This window comes from Pseudoalteromonas rubra (assembly GCF_005886805.2).
Taxonomy (GTDB): domain Bacteria; phylum Pseudomonadota; class Gammaproteobacteria; order Enterobacterales; family Alteromonadaceae; genus Pseudoalteromonas; species Pseudoalteromonas rubra_D.
The window spans coordinates 802,305-821,800 of the sequence record NZ_CP045429.1; the positions used below are offsets into that span (position 1 = coordinate 802,305).

Below are 19,496 nucleotides of genomic sequence, written 5' to 3' on the forward strand. Positions count from 1 at the left end.
CAAGATAATCACAATCCGTGCATTTAAGGTGCGAACCTTTTAAAATATAAGCAACGAATTTTATGACACAGCCGATATTGAGCATAAAGGATATCGGCATTTTAGTGTGTGCCAGGGGCACACACCCCGTGCAACTAATGGAGACTCCCGATGAGAGCAGCGGCATTTTTCAGCCAGCTTCAGCAACAGATTGAAGAAGTAAAAGCTGAGGGTTTATACAAGAAAGAACGTGTGATCACTTCTCAGCAGCAAGCAGAAATTGCAGTATCAACTGGCGAAAGTGTTATTAACTTCTGTGCCAATAACTATCTTGGCCTGGCTAATCACCCGGATTTGATAGCGGCTGCTCAGGGTGGTCTGGATGAGCATGGATTTGGTGTTGCGTCTGTACGCTTTATCTGTGGTACTCAGGATATCCATAAAACACTGGAAGCTAAAGTCAGTGAGTTCCTGCAAACTGAAGATACCATCTTGTACTCTTCTTGTTTTGATGCCAATGCAGGTCTGTTCGAAACCATTTTAGGCCCTGAAGATGCCATTATTTCGGATTCACTGAATCATGCATCTATCATTGATGGTGTGCGCCTGTGTAAAGCGAAACGTTTCCGTTATGCCAATAATGACATGGCAGATCTTGAGAAGCAGCTGATTGCCGCTGATGAAGCAGGCGTGAAAACTAAATTGATTGCGACCGATGGTGTGTTCTCAATGGACGGGGTGATTTGTAACCTGTCTGAGCTGTGCGATCTGGCAGACAAATACGATGCGTTGGTTATGGTTGATGATTCGCACGCAGTTGGTTTTGTGGGCGAAAATGGACGTGGTACGCCAGAGTACTGTGGCGTGATGGATCGCGTTGACATCATTACGGGTACTTTAGGTAAAGCGCTGGGTGGTGCATCAGGCGGTTATACCTCAGGTAAAAAAGAAATTGTTGAGTGGCTGCGTCAGCGCTCGCGCCCTTATTTGTTCTCAAACTCACTGGCCCCGTCTATTGTGACTGCGTCAATCAAAGTGCTGGACATGATGAAAGAAGGTGAGGCACTGCGTAACAAGCTATGGGAAAATGCTGCACACTTCCGCAGTAAAATGGAAGCGGCAGGCTTTACCTGTGCTGGTAAAGATCATGCGATTATTCCTGTCATGCTGGGAGATGCGAAAGTGGCCTCTGATATGGCGGATCGCTTATTAGCCGAAGGCATTTACGTGATTGGCTTCTCATACCCGGTTGTGCCTAAAGGTCAGGCACGTATCCGTACTCAGATCTCTGCGGCGCACACCACAGAGCAGCTGGACAAGGCGATTGAAGCCTTCATTCGCATTGGTAAAGAACTGGGCGTGATTTAATCACAGCCCTACAGCCTGGGCTGTGAGCGATTTTTAACGCAAGCTGATGGCTTGCGTGTTTCTAATGAGTGAAAACACATGAAAGCACTATCCAAGTTAAAAGCAGAAGAAGGGATTTGGATGACGGATGCGCCCAAACCGGAAGTTGGGCATAACGATCTGCTGATCAAAATCCGTAAAACCGCCATTTGCGGTACTGATGTACACATTTATAAATGGGATGAATGGGCGCAAAACACCATTCCAACCCCTATGGTTGTTGGACATGAATACGTAGGTGAAGTCGTAGACATGGGCCAGGAAGTACGTGGCTTTGAGATTGGCGACCGTGTATCAGGTGAAGGTCACATTACTTGTGGTCATTGTCGAAACTGTCGTGCCGGTCGTGTACATTTGTGCCGTAACACCGTAGGTGTGGGCGTCAATCGTGAGGGGTCGTTTGCAGAATATCTGGTTATCCCTGCATACAATGCGTTTAAGATCCCTGATAACATCTCCGATGAACTGGCATCTATCTTTGACCCATTCGGTAATGCTGTACACACTGCCTTGTCTTTTGACCTGGTGGGTGAAGATGTGCTGATCACAGGTGCAGGCCCAATCGGAATTATGGCCGCCGCTGTTGCAAAACATGTGGGTGCACGCCATGTTGTGATCACGGACGTAAATGAATATCGTCTGGAGCTGGCTCGTAAAATGGGTGCAACCCGGGCTGTAAATGTGGCCGAAGAGCAACTTGAAGACGTGATGGCAGAGTTAGGCATGACAGAAGGGTTTGATATCGGCCTGGAAATGTCGGGTGTGCCTGTGGCGTTCAATAGCATGCTGAACAACATGAACCATGGTGGTAAAATTGCCATGCTGGGTATTCCACCAAGCGATATGGCTGTTGACTGGAACCAGGTGATTTTCAAAGGGTTGGTGATCAAAGGTATTTATGGTCGCGAGATGTTTGAAACTTGGTATAAAATGGCGAGTCTGATCCAGTCCGGTCTGAATTTAGACCCGATCATCACTCATCAGTTTCACGTTGATGAGTTCCAGCAAGGCTTTGATACGATGATCTCTGGTCAATCGGGTAAAGTGATCTTAAACTGGGACTAAGGTCTACATGAGCCTGTTTTAAAACACCTCGGGTCCGTGACCGCTAACGAGGTGTTTTTTGTGTCTGCTTATTAATTAGAGAGTACTATGAGTTTTAAACATATTTCAGTCGCCCAAACCAAAGAAATGTTGGCGCAATCTGAGCTGGTTATTGCTGATATCCGTGATGCTAACTCGTTTGCACAAGGACACATTCCGGGGGCGGAACATTTGTCGAATGATAACCTGGGACATTTTTTACAGGAAAAAGAGTTCGAGCACCCAATTATCGTGGTGTGCTATCACGGGATCAGCTCTCAAGGTGCTGCAAATTACCTGGTTGAACAAGGGTTTGAAGAGGTATACAGCATGGATGGCGGTTTCACACAGTGGGCGCAAGAACTTCCGGATAGTGTAGCAAAATGAAACTGTTAGGCTCCCACAATAACCCACGCGCGGTTCAGGGAGTTGCGGACTATCTGAAAACGCATCATATCGAGTGCCGGGTGACCAGTGAAGATGGGCAGCAGGCTTCTGTGTGGGTTGCTGAGCAACACTGGTCTCAGGCCAGTGAGATCTGGCAGGAATTTGTCGCAGATCCCTATCAGGATAAATACCTGGCAGCGTCCTGGCAACTTGCACCGAAAGAATCTCCGCTTGTATATCAGGGCACCAAACTGAACTTGTGGCAGCGTTTTACCCAGCTAAGCTGGATGCTCAAAGCCGTTTTTATCCTCTCTTTGGGGATATTCATGAGCTTCTTTGTGTATGGCGTTGAGCCGGTGTTTGACACTTTGCAGTTTGACCCTCATACCCCCTGGCGCTGGATCACTCCCGCTTTTTTGCATTTTGGCCTGCTACATTTGGTTTTTAATCTGTCCTGGTGGATTTATCTGGGTAATATGATTGAGCGTCGCTTGGGTAATTGGGTGCTCTGGACTGTCTTTGTGGCTGGTGCATTGCTGAGCAACTGGATGCAGTATTTGTTAGCCGATGCGAATTTTGGCGGTCTCAGTGGTGTGGTTTATGCCTTGCTGGGCTTTTGCTGGATCCATTCTGTTAAACATCCACAGTCTCCTCCTTTGATAGGAACCCCTGTCGTTGGCTTTATGTTAATTTGGATGGTGTTGGGCTTTACGGACGTATTATTTGTCAATATGGCGAACTGGGCACACTTGTTTGGCTTATTGGCTGGTATGGGGGTCGCAATGCTGTTGCGTGTTCGCGATTCTGGCCAGGTTTAACGCGAGGCGAATAACCTCGCGACTTTAGTGGTACAAATACTTGGTGAACAGCACTTCGCGGATGATTTCTTGTCCGGTTTCTTCTTTGAGGAGTGTTTTCAGCTTTTCTGCACAACGTTGGCGTATTTCTTCACGCCCTGTCAGTGACTTGATGGTTTCTTCTGGTTCCTTACTCAGGATTTGCACTATGGCATCTCTTAGTAGGGGAGTGTGATGCTCAACAACGGCAATATTGCTGACATCATCAAGCATTAAATCTACCGTCACCCGAACGTAGCCGAGCTTTTTATTGGACTGCCCGATATAGTTGGTAATGATGTCAGGCTCAAATCCAAAGTAGCCAACGGTTGATTCAGCGCGTGAGTTTGTACTCACACAAACTAGCAAAAATGCCATCAACGCGATACAGATCCGATTCATAATAGCCTGAAAATACTTAACTAAATACCAACAATAGGATTAGTTTATACGTAAAATCAGGTTATGAACAGCAGTGAGTAAGGGAAAGGTAAACTTTTTTGCCGGAGTAAGCTTTGCTATTATGGCGCGGTTATTTCCTGAATTGAATTACTGACTTGTTTAATCTGCCAAATTTATTGCAATCAAGCTGGGAACCACTTGCCCGGCATAAGGACATCCCGGACGCCCTGCGCTCATTGCTATGCGAAACTGGCTCTCTGACAGCCTTACTGCGCTCACATTGCAGTATACTGCATGTCGAGGTACTCAGTGAGCAGGTGCGTCAGCTTGATGGGGAAGTACAAGCGATTCTGAACTGTGACAGCGCCTTGTGTCGCGAAGTCGTGCTATATTGTGATGATATTCCCATGGTTTACGGCCAGAGCTGGATACCTGATAGTGCCAATGCACTGGGGTTAGATAACATTGGCACTACCCCGTTAGGTGAACGCTTGTTTGACCAACAGGCGTGGCAAAGAGGCGACATTGAGGTTGCGACACTGGAGCAAAAGCTGCTCCCCTCATTTTTCCCGACCAAAGAGAGACTATACAGTGATCCTTGCTTTGCAAGACGGAGCGTTTTTACGCGTCAAACTTGCAAGGTACTGGTGTGCGAAATCTTCCTGAATGGAGTTATGGTATGAAGCTATCGCGGCTGCGAGCAGACCACGTAAACGAATACAAGCAGCTAATGCGTGTTGAAAAGCCCATTGGTACTTTACTGCTGATGTGGCCAACGCTTTGGAGTTTGTGGATAGCGTCTGGTGGTGTTCCTCAGTGGCATTTGTTACTCATTTTTGCTCTCGGCACGTTTATGATGCGTAGTGCAGGTTGTGTGATTAATGACTTTGCAGATCGTAAGGTCGATGGTGCAGTCAAAAGAACGGCTCAACGGCCACTTGCCAGAGGCGCAGTCAGTGAAGGTGAAGCGCTTTCTTTGTTTTTATTATTGATCGGTGCCTCTTTTGCGCTGGTATTGATGCTGAACTGGCAAACCATCTTATTGTCATTTGGCGCGCTCGTGCTGGCCAGTGTTTACCCTTTCATGAAACGCTATACCAATCTACCCCAGGTTGTTCTTGGCGCCGCGTTTAGCTGGGGAATACCCATGGCGTTTATGGCTGTTCAGGAAACGGTTCCTGCCATTGCCTGGGTGTTATTTATTGCTAACTTGCTCTGGACGGTTGCTTACGACACTAAATATGCCATGGTGGATAAGGACGATGACCTTGTCGTCGGTATTAAATCAACCGCCATCTTGTTCGGTCGTTGGGACAGACACGTTATTGCTGCCCTTAATCTGGCATTTTTGGGCTGTATGGCTTGGGTTGCAACCCAGGTCACTTTGTCTGTGTGGTTTTGGTGTGGCTTTGTGGTTGCCGGAGGGTGGCTGGTTAGGCTGCAATGGCAGATCAATGACAGAAGCAGAGAAAAGTGTTTTCAGGCATTTTTGAGCAATAATTACGTTGGTCTGGCGATGTTTGTCGGAGTGGTTGTTGGTATTTGAGGGGGATCCCCAGTCAATAGCCTAGAGGCTCGTGAGGGGTTATTGTTGAAAGGAAGCGAGTGAGGGTGAGCGAATTTTTTGACTCCATTACCGCGGGTTTATACTAAACACCCGAATAGAATACCTAAAACTCGCTCTAAACTCCCATTTAACCAAACAGTATAAGAAACCTAGTTAGCTAATCGTTAACTATTCACCGCTGTAGCAACGGCGTTTTTCTGTGCTGTTTGTTCAATTAATGACAACAAGTTACTGACGTGTGAACCACTGCCAAGTTGGTGACTGGTCTGCACGACAATTTGCTCATGACTAGCGTCCTTGTTAGTCTTCAGTAAGATCAGTTCCGGGTCTTGCGCGATGACCTTAGAATGTTCAATGCTTGCAATGGCAAAGCTCTGGCTATTCTTCAGTCCGTCAATCACCTGGCTGATATTACCAATTTTGACATTGGTTGATTTGTTAAGCCCTTCAACCGCCTCATTTAGCATGTTCTGCACCTGTTTAGACTGAGAGAAACAGCCGTACATTGGGTACTGAGCAAGCTCACTGCGACGAATACTGTCTTGTGTCGCGAGTGGATGTTGTTTAGCAACAAACAAAACAAGTTGGTCAGGCAGATGGATATCACTCACTAAGCTGGTTGCAGACTCTAGGTAAACACTGATGTCAATTTCACCAAGCTGTAGCTTGCGAAGTAGATCGTGTTCATTCAAAAGTTGCATCTCAACTTTGACGTTAGGGAAATCCGCCAAAAACTGTCCACATGACGTTGGCACTATGCTACTGGCCTGTGCGGTGTAACCAACGACAACACGTTGTTGATCACGACCAAACAAGCTTTGTTTGATAGTGTTTCTGGTTATGTCTAATTCCGATAAGGTCGACTTACAATAATTCAGAAAAAGTTCGCCCTGTTCGGTCAGTTTGACGGAGCGGGTAGATCGTTTGACAAGTTCACAGCCAATTTCATCTTCCAGTGTCTGAATGCTTCTGGTGAGTGCGGAAGTACTGATATTGGTTTGTTCTGCGGCTTGCCTAAAGTGGCGTAAATTGCCTAAAGCAACGAATTGCTCGAGTTGTTCAAATCTCATGTGAAATTCCTTTTATTTCAACAAAAATGCAATGACAACGTTGATTCCCTAATACTAATACAGTTTAGAGAAACATCCAAGTGAATTTTTTACATTTCGCTTACAAAATTTAGTCTGGGTACTGATCGCGTATTGCGATGAATTGTTCCAGATTTTCTACAAACAGATCAACCAGTTTGGGATCAAATTGTTGGCCTCGCTGGGATTTTATCTCTGTTAGAATTTTTTCAAGTGTCCAAACCGGCTTGTAACAGCGAACACTGCCCAATGCATCGAACACATCAGCGAGTGCTGTAATTCTTCCGGCAATGTCTATTTGTTCACCTCTGAGCCCTTGCGGGTATCCACTACCGTCCCACTTTTCATGGTGTTGGTGTGCGATAATTGCGCCGCATTGCAAAATATCATTTGTTGAGTTTTTTAGTATTTCATAACCCTGCTGGGCATGAGTCTTCATTATTGCCCATTCATCGTCATTCAGTTTTCCTGGTTTATTGAGAATGACATCTGGGATGCTAATTTTTCCAATGTCGTGCAACGGTGACGCTAGTTTAATAATTTCGGCTCTATAATCGTTCAATCCGACTAATTTAGCCAGTAATAAACTGTAATGTGCCACGCGCTTAACATGTGACCCTGTTTCTTTAGAGCGTTTCTCTACAGCTTCTCCGAGTATATAAGACAACTCTTTTTGTGATTCTTTTACCGTTTCTCTGAGGTTCAGATTGTCGTATGCTAGCGCAATGTTGTTAGCAAAGAAGGCCAGCAGCTGACAATCTGTAGGTTGTAACAGGCCTTTTTTACTTACGTATAACATGGTCTCGAGGCCTGCCTGACTGGTAAAATAACCGACATACTCGTGGTCGGACTTACTGGACGTTTTACGATTGTGTGTTTCTATAAAGCGACTTTTTACCTTATCCGGTAATGCGGTTTGTTCCGGCTCGATCCCTGCGCCAGACGCAGCCAGTAGCTGAAATTCAGCTCCTGCGCCATTCTGTTTATTCACCGCAGCTGCACAATAAATATCGGAATCAGTGAGACCCATCACATCGGCAACATGGGACAGAATAGTCGAGGCAAAGTCCTGAACATTATTACATTTTAGAAAGCTCGAAGAGGCATCAATAATTCGCTCCAGTCCCCGCTTATGGCGCTCTATAGTCTGAATATCGCGGTGGGAACGCAGTGCAGAGTAGAGCAAGGTCTTTAACTTTACTGCGGTGAGCTCGGTTTTATTTTTGTAATCATTGATATCATAATCACGAATAACTGATTCTTCTGGCGCTTCTCCGGGCTGCCCGGTGCGCAAAATCAGGCGAATGTCATGATTGGCCATGTCGTTGCGAATGAACTTAATGAGATCGAGCCCTGCGTGGTTGCTTTCCATAACAACGTCGATCAGCCCAACAGATATGGACTCTTCGGAATTTAGGATATCCATTGCCTGCTTTGCAGAGTAGGCATGGTGAAAACGCAAGGGTTTTTGTTCAAACCTAAAATCAGATAACACCAATTTGGTTACCTGATGGATATCCTCTTCATCATCAACCACCAGGATATCCCAGTGGGCATTATCCACTGTAATTTGCTCCTCATCCTTAAGCGGCTCATTTGTAAAGAGAAAGCTGCTCACATAGAACCTCTGCTTAGTGCCTGTTCCCTGTTAGTATAGCCAGCAAAAAAGTGAGTTGCTTAATCTTGTATTGGCTTTTTTTCAATATTGTTGAGTTCAATCTCTATGGCATCACAAGAAATGTGTATCTCATAGAGTGAAAGTAGCAAAGAAAGTGCCAAGCAGCAGAGGCTAGCGCCAAACAAAATGACCCCTAAAAGTGCTACTTCAATGAACAGGGCAAACATGGACATAGTGCAGAGTAAAAAGGCGATGACGCCCCATACCTGCATCAGGCGGATAAGCTTGATACGCTTTTTGAGGTTGTCGATTTGGGCGACAACCAATGGTCTGAGTTGGTCACCTTCTCTGGCGTTTAATTCTCTGATCAGTTGCGCCAAAACTAAGAATCGATTGGTGTAGGCAAGTAATAACAAAGAGATTGCAGGGAACAACAATCCTGGTGTGGTGAGCGTCATTTTTGTACTCCGTCTAAGCACGCTACAATAGTGATTATCATAGCAAAATTTTGGAGTCCAGTGATGAGTAATACAATGTTTGACTGGACGTGCGTATATCGCACGGATAACCCATTGGAAGCCCACATTGTACTGGGGTTGCTGGCACAGGCCCGACTTAAAACCCACGTCGAAGGAGAGGCACTGGCAGCTGCTCTGGGAGAAATGCCCTTTGCGCAAAATACAATAAAAATATTTGTCTGTGCGATAAAAGTACCCGAGGCAGAAGAAATCTTGGTAAACTATCAGCAAACTAATTTATCGGAAGATTGGCAGTGCAGCAGCTGTTCTGAACACAATGGTTCGGGGTTTCAATATTGCTGGCACTGTGGAAAAAGCTATGACGAAGGCAAATAACTTTCAGCGCATCAGAGAGCTAAATTATTTACAAAAAGCGGTGCTTGCGGCTGCGATATTAGAACGTATGCTGCCAAATTATGGTTTGTTCAGTGAAGCGACCGGGTTTGGGGATGAGACGACCCTACGCAGTGCACTGAATGTTTGCTGGGAAAAAGTGTTGCTGCCGAAAAGTAAAATCAGCTTAGAAAAACAAATTGAAAAAATTGAGCCTAATGTTCCGGAGCTAAAAGACTTCGACATGTTCGGCGCCTATGCCGCAATCGACGTGGCTACGGCGTTACTCGGCTTTATTCAGGGTGTAATGAGTAAAGATGAAAGTGAGTTTGTCAATGTGGCTAAAATATCTCAAGCAACCGTGGCCAGATACATTGAATTCTTACTGATGGCAGAAGACATTGAGCCGAATAATCAACATGTGAGAGAGCATCCATTGATGCAATACGAAATCGACGTGCTTGGTGAACTCATCGATTGTGTTGCACAAATGCCGAGGATTGATAATCAGTCGGTTAAAACACTTAAGGCATTGGCATTGAGCGACGGCCAGACAAACATTGGTTTGGCAATCGACGCTTGAATCATTTGTCCAAATTTTTAGTAGTGGAGAATCAACATTGCGAATTCTAGGTATCGAATCTTCTTGCGATGAGACGGGGATTGCCATCTATGATGATGAGCAGGGACTTTTGGCGCATCAGTTGTACAGTCAGGTAAAAGTTCACGCGGATTATGGTGGCGTAGTACCGGAACTGGCATCGAGAGATCACGTTCGCAAAACCATTCCTTTAATTGAAGCCGCTTTTAAACAGGCCGGCTGTGGCCCTGAGTCGCTCGATGGCATTGCTTACACAGCAGGGCCTGGCTTGGTGGGGGCTTTGCTTGTAGGCACTTCCATTGGCCGCTCACTGGCGTTTGGTTGGAATATTCCCGCCGTTGCTGTACATCACATGGAAGGGCATTTGCTAGCGCCTATGCTGGAAGATGACATGCCAGAGTTTCCATTTGTTGCTTTACTGGTATCTGGTGGCCACACTATGATGGTGAAAGTGGCAGGCATTGGTGAATACGAAGTACTCGGTGAGTCGGTGGATGATGCCGCTGGTGAGGCCTTTGATAAAACGGCGAAACTCTTAGGGTTAGACTATCCGGGTGGTCCCATGCTGGCTAAGTTAGCAACACAGGGCGTGGCTGGCCGGTTTGTGTTCCCAAGGCCTATGACAGACCGCCCTGGCCTGGATTTTAGCTTTAGTGGTCTGAAAACCGCAGCGGCGAATACCATTAAGTCTGCAGGGGATGACGAGCAAACCAAAGCTGATATTGCCCATGCATTTCAGACGGCCGTAGTTGATACATTGGCGATTAAGTGTAAACGCGCCCTGAAAGAAACTGGCATTAATCGCTTAATCATTGCTGGCGGTGTAAGTGCGAATACTGAGCTGCGCACTAAGCTTGAGCGTATGATGCAGGGGATGAAAGGCAAAGTGTATTACCCTCGTACTGAGTTTTGTACTGATAATGGTGCGATGATCGCTTATGCAGGCATGCAGCGTCTTAAAGCGGGGCAAACTGCTGAGTTAAGTATGAAAACTCAGCCACGTTGGCCACTGGATAGCTTACCGCCACTGTAATGGTCTGACGTTAGTCGACGTTTTTCTTACCGAGCTTAGGCTCGGTCCCACTCAGGAGCCGACGAATGTTGGCTCTGTGGCGAAATATTATCAGTAAAGTCAAAAAGCACACGGGCAATGTGTACATAGGTTTGATGAGCCAGGTGTATGCCGGCGCGGCTAATACGGTTACAATCGCTGCGAGTGACGAGTAACGTGTTAGTGCCAACACGAGCAGCCAGGTACCGATCAGCATCCCCCCAAGTGATAGTCCGATTGGCAGTAGTGCCCCAAACGCTGTCGCAACCGCTTTACCGCCGTTAAAATGGAAAAATACCGGGTAAATATGGCCCAGACAGGCACACACTGCGACAATGCCCAGCCAGATGGGTTCAATGCCCAGAAAATAGGCTCCCCACACTGGGATAGTCCCTTTGAGAATATCAAATACCAGGACCAGAGCGGCAGGAAGTTTACCGCCAAGCCGTAGCACATTGGTTGCGCCAGGGTTATTTGAACCAGAAAAGCGGGGATCGGGCAATGAAAACAGCCTGGAAATCAAAATCGCGGAAGAGATTGAACCAAATAAATAAGCACAAATACATATTAAACTGACTATCACAAGCTTCCTTATTTTTTCTTGCCGTTATTTGGGCTATCATCGTCGCTTTATTTTAAGGCGGCTGAGTACGTGAAAAAGCCGATCCGAATCAGTCATGTCAGGAGTTTACATGGACACGGTCTATATCTCGCAATTACACGTCGAGACCATAATAGGAGTTTACGACTTTGAAAAAGAAAGTAAACAAAGCCTTTTCTTTGATATAGCGATGAAGACTGATATCTCTGCAGCTGCGCGACAGGATGACATTACGTTGGCCGTAGATTATGCCAAAGTCAGTGAGCGGGTGATTGCTCATACTGAGGCGAGTCGGGTTGAACTGCTTGAGACGTTGGTCGAGCAATTGGCAGCCATTATTCTACAAGAGTTTGCTATTGAGGCTATCACTATTCGGGTCAGCAAGCCGGCAGCTGTGCCTCAGGCACAAACTGTTGGCCTGGAAATCACGCGGAACCGATAGTATGGCGCATGTGTTTATCAGTATAGGGTCCAATGTTGATCGCGACCGTCATTTCCGTCAGGGTCTGACAACGCTCATTAAGCATTTTCCGGATTATGTCCATTCGGATGTGTATGAAAGTGAGCCTGTGGGGTTTAACGGTAAAAACTTCTATAACTCTGTGTTTGCGACGCATACCGACATGTCGCTGACAGACTTATGCATTTTGTTAAAACAAATAGAGCGCGATAACGGCAGGACGCCTCAGGACAAGAAATTCAGCCCCAGAACTCTGGATCTGGATATCTTGTTCTACGACGATGTGATTTGTGATTCTCCTGCTCAGCTACCACGTGATGAGGTCACTAAGAACGCCTTTGTGCTCCGGCCTCTGGCTGAAATAGCCCCAGATTTTATTCATCCCGCGCTGGGCTGTCGCATGGTCGAGATCTGGCAAGCTTATGACAACCAAGCGCAAAAACTATGGAAAGTGGAGTTTTCTTTACCATGAGTATCATCGAAATTATTGTCCTGGCATTGATCCAGGGATTAACCGAATTTCTGCCGATTTCCAGCTCAGCACATTTGATATTGCCGTCTCAGATATTCGGCTGGCAAGATCAGGGGTTGGCATTTGATGTCGCCGTGCACGTTGGCTCATTGGCTGCTGTACTCATTTACTTTCGCAAAGAAGTTGCCGACATACTGGGCGCCTGGTTTAAATCTTTCGGCAAGCAAGGTTCGACGGATGATAGTCGCCTTGGTTGGTGGATTATCGTGGCAACGATCCCGGGTCTTGTTATTGGGTTTTTGGCCAAAGATCTGGTCGAAGACTTTTCCCGAAGCGCCTGGGTTATCGCGGCAACGACGGTCATTTTTGGCTTGTTACTTTGGTATGCTGATGCCACTGCAAAACAGACCAAAACCATTTATCAACTGAACTGGCGCAGCGCCTTGATCATTGGCTTTGCCCAGGTCGTAGCAGCTTTGCTACCGGGCACGTCGCGTTCAGGGATCACCATGACGGCAGGCATGATGCTGGGGCTGAATAAACAAAGTGCGGCCCGCTTCTCTTTTTTAATGTCTATTCCAATCATTGCTGCAGCGGGTGGGTATTACACATTGAAATTGGCCACGGGAGATGAGTTGATCGACTGGAGCGCCATAATTACTGGAGCTGCGTTGTCCTTTATCGCAGCTTATACGTGTATTCACTTCTTCTTGAAAGTGATAGAACGGATGGGGATGCTGCCATTTGTGATCTATCGTTTGCTGTTAGGTTTGTTCCTGGTGATTTTCCTGATGGTGTAAGCTGACATAAAGCGGGTATGTTTACCCGCTTTATTGTTATACCGCTTTTCGATAATACACTACATCCATCGGTCCAGCCGGGCTTTCATGAATACCCTCTCGTAAGAAAGTCATGGAGAGCTTTTTCATGATGTTAATTGAGCCCAGGTTCTCTTTGAGTGCCTCTGCGCTGAGATAATCCATTTTATCCTGCTCAGCCAGGTGCGTGGCAATGTGTCTGGCAGCTTCGGTTGCATAGCCTTTTCCCCAGGCGATTTGTTTGAAGCGCCAGCCTATTTCCAGATCCCGCTCGTCCATTTCACCATTAAAGAAATACATGGGACGGATCAACACCCAGCCCAGAAAAGTCTCGTCATCAATCAAGCTACAATGCCACAGGCCCCAGCCCTGTTCCGGGTTCGTAAACTTAGCCAGGCGAGGCAGGTAGAATTGCTCAATTTGTTCACGAGAAGTCGGTTTGCCATTGGTTAAATAGCGCATTACCGCCGGGTCACTGTCCAGTTCAGTGAGTAAATCACCATCATTTTGAGTCATGAGGCGGTATTTCAAACGTGCTGAAGGGGAAATGATCATGTTGTTTCTCTTTATTGACACCACATGGTATCGCACATATAAACCTGCGTAACTCTTGGGTACTTGCTGCTTGCATTCTGAGTGAAGCAACCGTTCAGTTCCATGAACAGTTTTTGCTTCGCGAATTTAGCTGCCAGTAAAGAGGAGTAAATATGCTGGCTGCCTTCCTTAGTTAGATCTAAGTGATACCATTTGGCGCTGGTGGGAGAAGATGAGCATTCAGAAAGTTCGTTCATTACAGATAACTTAACACGCACTGTGTTGTGACTAACGGTCATATCTTTAATTGTTGCAACTTGTGTGTAAGCTGTCGCATTTGCGAATAAAGGTAAGCATAAAAGCGCGGGCAAAATTAGCTTTTTCATATTATTTCAATTCCATTTCGAGATTAGTGAAGCGCGCAATTATAGTTAAGTCTGTTACTAAAAAATAGACTAAGGCTACGAGCAGTTCTATTGAGACGTACTTTTTGCTAAAATTGGCATTTTTATGCAAAATGGGAGCTGCGTGGGCGTGGAAAACTCGGTACTGGCATTACGAGCCCAACAAATCGCATCCGCACGGCGGGAATTCAAGGCTCGGGGGTCAAAACTACCTCGTTGTGAACGGTGTTTACTGGCACAGCCGCTGTGTATTTGTGCGGGTGTTCAGGTCGCCGAGTGTGATAGCGCAGTGTGCCTGCTTATGTACCATAATGAGAGCTTTAAGCCGTCTAATACAGGTCGACTTATCGCGGATATTGTACCAGATAATCATGCATTTCGCTGGGACCGCACTGATCCTGAGCCAGGCTTGCTGACTTTACTAGAGGATCCGGCTTATCAGCCAGTCGTGGTCTTTCCTGCCGAAAATGTGGAACCGGAACGCGTAGTGCACAGTGTAACTCGGCAAAGTGGTAAAAAACCGCTCTTTATTTTCCTGGATGGTACCTGGCGTGAAGCGAAAAAGATGTTTCGTAAAAGCCCTTATCTGGATCAATTTCCGGTGTTGTCGGTAACGCCTGAAAGCTTATCGGATTACAAGCTGAGAGTGGCTCCGCACGCCCATCAACTGGGCACCGCAGAAGTCGCTTGTGTGGTGTTGGCTGAAAATGGCGAGGCGCAGGCCGCAGAGTACCTGACTCAGCATTTTGTGGATTTTCGAGATGCCTATCTGAAAGGGAAAAAAAGTAAGCTTTCTTGAGTCAATAAAGCACGCGAAGTGACAGTCAGTCAAAATAAGAAGAGCGCGACCCTTGCGGGCCGCGCTTGACGGAATCTTCTAAATAGCATCCTGCTATGTTGATGAGATCAACTCCTTACATGCTCGTCCATGTCTCGCCTTGCGTTGTCATTCTGCGAGATGTACATCCTGTACTGTCCTTTAAGCAATCAGCAGTCCCAGTTGCTGAATTAGTCCATGCTAACCATCCTTTGTGTCGTCATCCTGACTTGTTCCTATCTCCCTGTATTCCAATGCACCATCCACCTGTGCATCAACGTCCTTACTTAATCGGCATTTCCTGTTGTCCGAAGCCTAATCCTAGTTCCTGACACTCCTACCGCACAAACTCCCTGATAAGCAACTCAATCCGTTTCCATGTTGCTTTGTGCTCTCCCCTTGAGATGACTAAAGTATATGGGAGTCTGGGTGAGATGACAGCACGAAAAAACGCTTTGAATTTCGGGTAAAGGCATTGGCTATAAAAAAACTTGTTATCTAACAAAGACCTTTTTATATTTTGCTGATAAAGTCAGCGGTATCTTCATAGATTGCGACATGCTTAGTGAGAGATCTCTCACAACTAAATGTCCGGATGTCGCTATTTAATAAAATTGCAATATGTTGAACTATCGGCTGTATTTTGTCGGGATCCGGGTTACCATAGCCTGAGAATAGTTATTGTTATTATTTGGAGCTTATATGAAAAGTGCAATCGCAACACTGCTTGCTGCTGTAACCAGTTTATCTGCTGTCGCTGCGGATGAAGTGAACATCTATTCCTATCGTCAGCCTTTCTTGATCCAGCCGATCCTGGATGACTTTACTAAACAGACCGGCATTAAGACCAATGTTGTATTCGCGAAAAAAGGTTTGATTGAGCGGGTTAAACGCGAAGGCAAACACGGTCGCGCCGATCTGGTTCTGACATCAAACTTTAGCGCCATGATCCAGTTAGAGGAAATGGGACTGACCAATGCCATTGAAAGTGACAAAATTGACAAAAATATCCCGGCCAGCTTTCGTGATCCGGATGGTCACTGGGTCGCGCTGACCAAACGCGTACGTAATGTCTATTCTTCTAAAGACAGAGCGGGCAAGTTGACTAGCCTGAGCTACGAAGAGCTGGCTAACCCTAAATACAAAGGTAAGATTTGTACACGTTCGGGCAAACACCCATACAACTTGGGTCTGGTCGCTTCTATGATTGCACACCATGGCGAGGCTGAAACCAAAACCTGGCTGCAAGGGGTTAAAGCAAACCTGGCACGTAAGCCACAAGGTAATGATCGCGCTCAGGTAAAAGCCGTAAAAGAAGGTTTGTGTGATCTGGCGCTGGGCAACAGCTATTACTTCGGCAAAATGCTTGAAGACAATAAGCAAAGAGCCTGGGCAGATGCCGTCTACATTAACTTTCCAAACCAGAGTGATCGGGGTTCACATCTGAATGTTTCGGGTGTCGTGATGACCAAGTACTCGAAAAACAAAGAAAATGCCTTGAAACTGATCGAGTTTATGACCGACAATAAAGCACAGAACATGTACGCCTCGATGAATATGGAATATCCGGTTAAACCGGGCGTCGAATTGTCGAAATTAGTGGCATCCTGGGGCACTTTTAAGGAAGACAGCCTACCTTTGTCCGAGATCAGTAAATACCGTCCGATGGCGCTTAAGCTCATCGATGAGGTAAAATTTGACCTGTAAATGCAATTAAAACAAAGTCTGTCCTCGTGGCAGAGCATGGCGTGGTTGATAGGCATTGCACTGTCAATCCCGCTGGCATTTTTGATTTTCGAGGCGCTGCAAGGCGAATCGGAAGTATTCAGCCATCTATGGCAGAGTGTGTTATGGGACTACACCCGTAACACCCTGGTGCTGATCGCCGGCGTTGTGACGCTCAGCGCCTTAATAGCCCTGCCTTTGGGGTGGTTAACAGCCTATTGTCGTTTTCCCGGTAAGCGGGTGTTTGAATGGGCGTTGATGTTACCTCTTGCACTGCCTGCTTATATTATCGCATACGTTTATACCGACCTGTTGGATTATGCGGGCCCGGTTCAAATTTGGCTACGGCAGCAATTTGGCTGGCAGGGACCGGATGATTACTGGTTTATCGACTTGCGAACTTTGCCCGGTGCGATTGTAATGATAGCACTGGTGCTCTATCCCTATCTCTATTTGATTTTTAAAACTGCATTGCGAGAACAGTCTTTTAAACTGGTTCAGGCAAGCCAGCTGATGGGCATGAGTCCGGCGCAAAGTTTCTTTAAAGTCAGCCTGCCTCTGTCTCGTGGTGCGATTGTCGCAGCACTTGCGCTGATCAGTATGGAAACTATGGCAGACTTTGCCACAGTCCATTATTTTGCGGTCAGTACCCTGACGACGGCAGTGTATGACACCTGGCTGGGGTATTATTCCCTGACAGCGGCGGCCAAAATTTCGGGTATTATGCTGCTGTTTTTATTTGTTGCCTTGTTACTTGAACGCATGAGCCGTAAAACTCAGGTGGTGCATGAGCGTCAGTCTGGTGTTAACGACACTCACTTATATGACCTGACGGGTTACCAAGGATGGCTGGCCTGGGGGTTTTGCATGCTTATCCTTGGCATCGCGTTTTTTGTTCCGGTCGGAATATTACTCAATTATGCTTTTCATTATTTCGAACAGGCTTGGAATGCTGAGTTCTTTACCTATGCGCTGCAAAGCTTACAGATCAGTTTGTATGTAAGCGTGATTGCCATGTTTATCAGTTTACTGGTGGTGTACTATCAGCGCATCGAGCCGGGTAAGTTCACCAACCTGCCAGGACGTTTTGCCAGTACAGGTTATGCCCTGCCAGGTACTGTATTGGCCATTGCGGTCTTGCTACCGTTGACACTGATGGATACCAAACTCAATGACTGGCTGGATGGCAGTGGTTTTGAGCCAGGACTGTTACTGAGTGGTACCTTGTTCGCGATGATTTTTGCTTATGTGGTGCGCTTCTATGCCATTGCACATGGCGCGGTTGAATCCAGCTTTGTACGGATCAGCCCAAGTATCGACATGGCCAGTTTGTCACTCGGGAAGGGGCGCTTTCAGACCCTGACTCAGGTTCATTTGCCCCTGCTCAAGCGAGGCTTGCTGACGGCTGGCTTACTGGTCTTTATCGAATGTATGAAAGAACTGCCTGCGGCGCTGTTATTGCGTCCCTTTAATTTTGAGACCCTGGCCACCCATGTTTATCAGTATGTCAGTGATGAGCAGTTGGAGCTGGCTTCGATTTCAGCGCTGTTTATCGTCCTGGTCGGGCTTATCCCGTTATATTGGGTCAACCGCTCAATGGAGCAACATAACTAATGCCAAGTTTAGAAATTCAATCGTTAAACTATCACTATGACGGCCATCCTGTAATCCAGCAGCTTGATTTAACTGTGGATGAGAATGAAATAGTGTGTTTGCTTGGCGCCAGTGGCTGCGGCAAAACCACCACCCTGAAAGCGATTGCAGGCCTGTTGCACCCTCAACAGGGGGAAATCCGAATCAATGGTAAAAGTGTCAGCAGTGAGCGGCACTTTGTCGCTCCTCAGCACCGTAATATAGGCATGATGTTTCAGGACTATGCGTTATTTCCTCACCTGACGGTGGCACAGAATATTGCTTTTGGTTTGAATAAGCTGAGCAAGACAGAACGACAAAATCGCGTTGCGCACATGTTAGAGCTGGTCCACCTTGAAGGCTATGCTGAGCGCTTTCCTCATGAATTATCTGGTGGTCAGCAGCAGCGTGTGGCCATTGCCAGAGCGCTGGCATATCACCCGAACTTGTTATTGTTGGACGAACCCTTTTCGAATATTGATGCACAGGTGCGCTTTCAGCTGATCAAAGATATTCGCGATATTATTAAGGATCAGCAGGTATCCGCTATCTTCGTCAGTCATTCAAAAGATGAAGCGTTTGCCTTTGCCGATCGGCTCGCTATCATGCACCAGGGGCAGATCGCCCAGTTAGGCACACCCAAAGAACTCTTTCAGCATCCGAGCAGTCGCCAGGTTGCTGAGTTTTTGGGACAGGGTGCGTACGTTTCGGCACAGCGTCACAATGGTGCGCAGGTTGAAACCGCGTTTGGTTCGGTAGAGTCTCTGATTGATATTGAGAGCCCGGCACGGGAAGGGCAGATTTACCTTAGGCCCAGTCACATTGAGCTGTTTAATACCGAGCAGGGACAAGTTGATGTGGCACAACACCGCTTTGTTGGCACTGAGTATTTATATGCCATCGAGCTGGAAGGCCAAATGTTGGAGGTTGCTATGCCATCAGATAAACCACTGGATCTAAGTCGGCCGGTAAGTTTGAAAATTAAGCCCCATGCGATAAACTTCTTTTCTTAATGCATAACAATTCGTTACATTAGTTTAAAGCGTTTTGGATTAGTGCGATGAGCTGGGCGGCGGCAGGAAGTGTCTAATAACAAACTGGCACAACCGTACCGCTCAGGTGCAGTATTGTTGGCGCATATAGAAATCAGCACTTATGCACAA

23 protein-coding genes are annotated in these 19,496 nt (G+C 46.6%); 16 read left to right on the top strand and 7 right to left on the bottom strand.

Annotated elements, in window-relative coordinates:
* Positions 1-150 precede the first annotated feature (150 nt).
* The 4 genes from CWC22_RS03525 to glpG all read left to right on the top strand — a co-directional run bounded on the left by CWC22_RS03525 (position 151) and on the right by glpG (position 3,674).
* Positions 151-1,347, top strand: a complete 1,197-nt coding sequence (locus tag CWC22_RS03525) for a glycine C-acetyltransferase (protein WP_138536221.1) — start codon at positions 151-153, stop codon at positions 1,345-1,347.
* A 78-nt stretch (positions 1,348-1,425) separates the two neighbouring features.
* Positions 1,426-2,451 carry an L-threonine 3-dehydrogenase gene (gene tdh, locus CWC22_RS03530; RefSeq protein WP_138536223.1) on the top strand — a complete coding sequence of 342 codons (1,026 nt, stop codon included), beginning with the start codon at positions 1,426-1,428 and terminating at the stop codon, positions 2,449-2,451.
* Between the two features lie 87 nt (positions 2,452-2,538).
* Positions 2,539-2,856 (top strand): thiosulfate sulfurtransferase GlpE, encoded by a 318-nt coding sequence (gene glpE / locus CWC22_RS03535; protein WP_010383018.1) that lies wholly within the window; start codon positions 2,539-2,541, stop codon positions 2,854-2,856.
* A complete protein-coding gene (gene glpG, locus CWC22_RS03540) occupies positions 2,853-3,674 on the top strand; it encodes a rhomboid family intramembrane serine protease GlpG (RefSeq protein ID WP_138536225.1) in 822 nt (273 codons plus the stop codon). The genes glpE and glpG overlap by 4 nt, the downstream gene beginning before the upstream one ends.
* Positions 3,675-3,698: 24 nt before the next feature.
* Here the strand turns inward: glpG and CWC22_RS03545 are convergent, their stop codons facing one another.
* Complete coding sequence (locus CWC22_RS03545; RefSeq protein ID WP_049863946.1) at positions 3,699-4,094, bottom strand: flagellar basal body-associated protein FliL; 396 nt, start codon at positions 4,092-4,094, stop codon at positions 3,699-3,701.
* Between the two features lie 155 nt (positions 4,095-4,249).
* Here CWC22_RS03545 and CWC22_RS03550 point away from each other — a divergent pair, with 155 nt between their 5' ends.
* Positions 4,250-4,777, top strand: coding sequence for a chorismate--pyruvate lyase family protein (locus CWC22_RS03550; protein ID WP_171044982.1), 528 nt, complete (start codon positions 4,250-4,252; stop codon positions 4,775-4,777).
* Positions 4,774-5,640, top strand: a complete 867-nt coding sequence (gene ubiA / locus CWC22_RS03555) for a 4-hydroxybenzoate octaprenyltransferase (protein WP_138536229.1) — start codon at positions 4,774-4,776, stop codon at positions 5,638-5,640. The genes CWC22_RS03550 and ubiA overlap by 4 nt, the downstream gene beginning before the upstream one ends.
* Positions 5,641-5,825: 185 nt before the next feature.
* On the opposite strand, the gene CWC22_RS03560 is transcribed toward ubiA, so the two are convergent.
* The 3 genes from CWC22_RS03560 to CWC22_RS03570 form a co-directional block, all read right to left on the bottom strand.
* Positions 5,826-6,731 carry a LysR family transcriptional regulator gene (locus tag CWC22_RS03560; RefSeq protein WP_010383012.1) on the bottom strand — a complete coding sequence of 302 codons (906 nt, stop codon included), beginning with the start codon at positions 6,729-6,731 and terminating at the stop codon, positions 5,826-5,828.
* 109 nt (positions 6,732-6,840) lie between these two features.
* Complete coding sequence (locus CWC22_RS03565; RefSeq protein ID WP_125558059.1) at positions 6,841-8,367, bottom strand: DUF3369 domain-containing protein; 1,527 nt, start codon at positions 8,365-8,367, stop codon at positions 6,841-6,843.
* 59 nt (positions 8,368-8,426) lie between these two features.
* On the bottom strand, positions 8,427-8,825 hold the full coding sequence (locus CWC22_RS03570; RefSeq protein WP_010383007.1) for a DUF2721 domain-containing protein: 399 nt from the start codon (positions 8,823-8,825) through the stop codon (positions 8,427-8,429).
* A gap of 63 nt (positions 8,826-8,888) precedes the next feature.
* On the opposite strand from CWC22_RS03570, the gene CWC22_RS03575 reads away from it, so the two are divergent.
* The 3 genes from CWC22_RS03575 to tsaD are packed head-to-tail and all read left to right on the top strand — an operon-like array spanning position 8,889 to position 10,852.
* The gene (locus CWC22_RS03575; protein ID WP_125558057.1) at positions 8,889-9,221 is read left to right on the top strand and encodes a DUF2007 domain-containing protein; all 333 of its coding nucleotides are present in this window, start codon (positions 8,889-8,891) and stop codon (positions 9,219-9,221) included.
* The gene (locus CWC22_RS03580; protein WP_138536231.1) at positions 9,205-9,801 is read left to right on the top strand and encodes a YjaG family protein; all 597 of its coding nucleotides are present in this window, start codon (positions 9,205-9,207) and stop codon (positions 9,799-9,801) included. The genes CWC22_RS03575 and CWC22_RS03580 overlap by 17 nt, the downstream gene beginning before the upstream one ends.
* A gap of 37 nt (positions 9,802-9,838) precedes the next feature.
* Entirely contained in the window at positions 9,839-10,852 is a 1,014-nt protein-coding gene (gene tsaD, locus CWC22_RS03585) for a tRNA (adenosine(37)-N6)-threonylcarbamoyltransferase complex transferase subunit TsaD (protein ID WP_010383001.1), read from the top strand.
* Positions 10,853-10,862: 10 nt separating this feature from the next.
* Here tsaD and plsY read toward each other — a convergent pair whose 3' ends face one another.
* Positions 10,863-11,453, bottom strand: coding sequence for a glycerol-3-phosphate 1-O-acyltransferase PlsY (gene plsY / locus CWC22_RS03590; RefSeq protein WP_138536234.1), 591 nt, complete (start codon positions 11,451-11,453; stop codon positions 10,863-10,865).
* Positions 11,454-11,562: 109 nt separating this feature from the next.
* On the opposite strand from plsY, the gene folB reads away from it, so the two are divergent.
* The 3 genes from folB to CWC22_RS03605 are packed head-to-tail and all read left to right on the top strand — an operon-like array spanning position 11,563 to position 13,203.
* Positions 11,563-11,913 (top strand): dihydroneopterin aldolase, encoded by a 351-nt coding sequence (gene folB, locus CWC22_RS03595; protein ID WP_010382997.1) that lies wholly within the window; start codon positions 11,563-11,565, stop codon positions 11,911-11,913.
* A 1-nt stretch (position 11,914) separates the two neighbouring features.
* Entirely contained in the window at positions 11,915-12,403 is a 489-nt protein-coding gene (gene folK, locus CWC22_RS03600) for a 2-amino-4-hydroxy-6-hydroxymethyldihydropteridine diphosphokinase (protein ID WP_138536236.1), read from the top strand.
* Positions 12,400-13,203 (top strand): undecaprenyl-diphosphate phosphatase, encoded by an 804-nt coding sequence (locus CWC22_RS03605; RefSeq protein ID WP_125558051.1) that lies wholly within the window; start codon positions 12,400-12,402, stop codon positions 13,201-13,203. The genes folK and CWC22_RS03605 overlap by 4 nt, the downstream gene beginning before the upstream one ends.
* Before the next feature lie 36 nt (positions 13,204-13,239).
* On the opposite strand, the gene CWC22_RS03610 is transcribed toward CWC22_RS03605, so the two are convergent.
* Together CWC22_RS03610 and CWC22_RS03615 are read right to left on the bottom strand one after the other, a co-directional pair.
* A complete protein-coding gene (locus CWC22_RS03610; protein WP_138536238.1) occupies positions 13,240-13,776 on the bottom strand; it encodes a GNAT family N-acetyltransferase in 537 nt (178 codons plus the stop codon).
* Between the two features lie 11 nt (positions 13,777-13,787).
* On the bottom strand, positions 13,788-14,141 hold the full coding sequence (locus CWC22_RS03615) for a hypothetical protein (protein WP_125558047.1): 354 nt from the start codon (positions 14,139-14,141) through the stop codon (positions 13,788-13,790).
* Positions 14,142-14,289: 148 nt separating this feature from the next.
* On the opposite strand from CWC22_RS03615, the gene CWC22_RS03620 reads away from it, so the two are divergent.
* The 4 genes from CWC22_RS03620 (at position 14,290) to CWC22_RS03635 (ending at position 19,346) form a co-directional block, all read left to right on the top strand.
* Complete coding sequence (locus tag CWC22_RS03620) at positions 14,290-14,958, top strand: tRNA-uridine aminocarboxypropyltransferase (RefSeq protein WP_138536240.1); 669 nt, start codon at positions 14,290-14,292, stop codon at positions 14,956-14,958.
* A 720-nt stretch (positions 14,959-15,678) separates the two neighbouring features.
* The gene (locus tag CWC22_RS03625; protein WP_125558043.1) at positions 15,679-16,683 is read left to right on the top strand and encodes a Fe(3+) ABC transporter substrate-binding protein; all 1,005 of its coding nucleotides are present in this window, start codon (positions 15,679-15,681) and stop codon (positions 16,681-16,683) included.
* Entirely contained in the window at positions 16,684-18,315 is a 1,632-nt protein-coding gene (locus tag CWC22_RS03630; RefSeq protein ID WP_138536241.1) for an ABC transporter permease, read from the top strand.
* Positions 18,315-19,346 carry an ABC transporter ATP-binding protein gene (locus tag CWC22_RS03635; RefSeq protein WP_125558039.1) on the top strand — a complete coding sequence of 344 codons (1,032 nt, stop codon included), beginning with the start codon at positions 18,315-18,317 and terminating at the stop codon, positions 19,344-19,346. Before CWC22_RS03630 ends, CWC22_RS03635 begins: the two co-directional genes overlap by 1 nt.
* The last annotated feature ends 150 nt before the right edge of the window (positions 19,347-19,496 follow it).

Excerpts from the sequence above, each read along its gene's own strand:
- CWC22_RS03525 (WP_138536221.1), top strand. The coding sequence starts at position 151 with ATGAGAGCAGCGGCATTTTTCAGCCAGCTTCAGCAACAGATTGAAGAA.
- tdh (WP_138536223.1), top strand. The coding sequence starts at position 1,426 with ATGAAAGCACTATCCAAGTTAAAAGCAGAAGAAGGGATTTGGATGACG.
- glpE (WP_010383018.1), top strand. The coding sequence starts at position 2,539 with ATGAGTTTTAAACATATTTCAGTCGCCCAAACCAAAGAAATGTTGGCG.
- glpG (WP_138536225.1), top strand. The coding sequence starts at position 2,853 with ATGAAACTGTTAGGCTCCCACAATAACCCACGCGCGGTTCAGGGAGTT.
- CWC22_RS03545 (WP_049863946.1), bottom strand. The coding sequence starts at position 4,094 with ATGAATCGGATCTGTATCGCGTTGATGGCATTTTTGCTAGTTTGTGTG.
- ubiA (WP_138536229.1), top strand. The coding sequence starts at position 4,774 with ATGAAGCTATCGCGGCTGCGAGCAGACCACGTAAACGAATACAAGCAG.
- CWC22_RS03560 (WP_010383012.1), bottom strand. The coding sequence starts at position 6,731 with ATGAGATTTGAACAACTCGAGCAATTCGTTGCTTTAGGCAATTTACGC.
- CWC22_RS03570 (WP_010383007.1), bottom strand. The coding sequence starts at position 8,825 with ATGACGCTCACCACACCAGGATTGTTGTTCCCTGCAATCTCTTTGTTA.
- CWC22_RS03575 (WP_125558057.1), top strand. The coding sequence starts at position 8,889 with ATGAGTAATACAATGTTTGACTGGACGTGCGTATATCGCACGGATAAC.
- CWC22_RS03580 (WP_138536231.1), top strand. The coding sequence starts at position 9,205 with ATGACGAAGGCAAATAACTTTCAGCGCATCAGAGAGCTAAATTATTTA.
- folB (WP_010382997.1), top strand. The coding sequence starts at position 11,563 with ATGGACACGGTCTATATCTCGCAATTACACGTCGAGACCATAATAGGA.
- folK (WP_138536236.1), top strand. The coding sequence starts at position 11,915 with ATGGCGCATGTGTTTATCAGTATAGGGTCCAATGTTGATCGCGACCGT.
- CWC22_RS03605 (WP_125558051.1), top strand. The coding sequence starts at position 12,400 with ATGAGTATCATCGAAATTATTGTCCTGGCATTGATCCAGGGATTAACC.
- CWC22_RS03610 (WP_138536238.1), bottom strand. The coding sequence starts at position 13,776 with ATGATCATTTCCCCTTCAGCACGTTTGAAATACCGCCTCATGACTCAA.
- CWC22_RS03615 (WP_125558047.1), bottom strand. The coding sequence starts at position 14,141 with ATGAAAAAGCTAATTTTGCCCGCGCTTTTATGCTTACCTTTATTCGCA.
- CWC22_RS03625 (WP_125558043.1), top strand. The coding sequence starts at position 15,679 with ATGAAAAGTGCAATCGCAACACTGCTTGCTGCTGTAACCAGTTTATCT.
- CWC22_RS03630 (WP_138536241.1), top strand. The coding sequence starts at position 16,684 with ATGCAATTAAAACAAAGTCTGTCCTCGTGGCAGAGCATGGCGTGGTTG.
- CWC22_RS03635 (WP_125558039.1), top strand. The coding sequence starts at position 18,315 with ATGCCAAGTTTAGAAATTCAATCGTTAAACTATCACTATGACGGCCAT.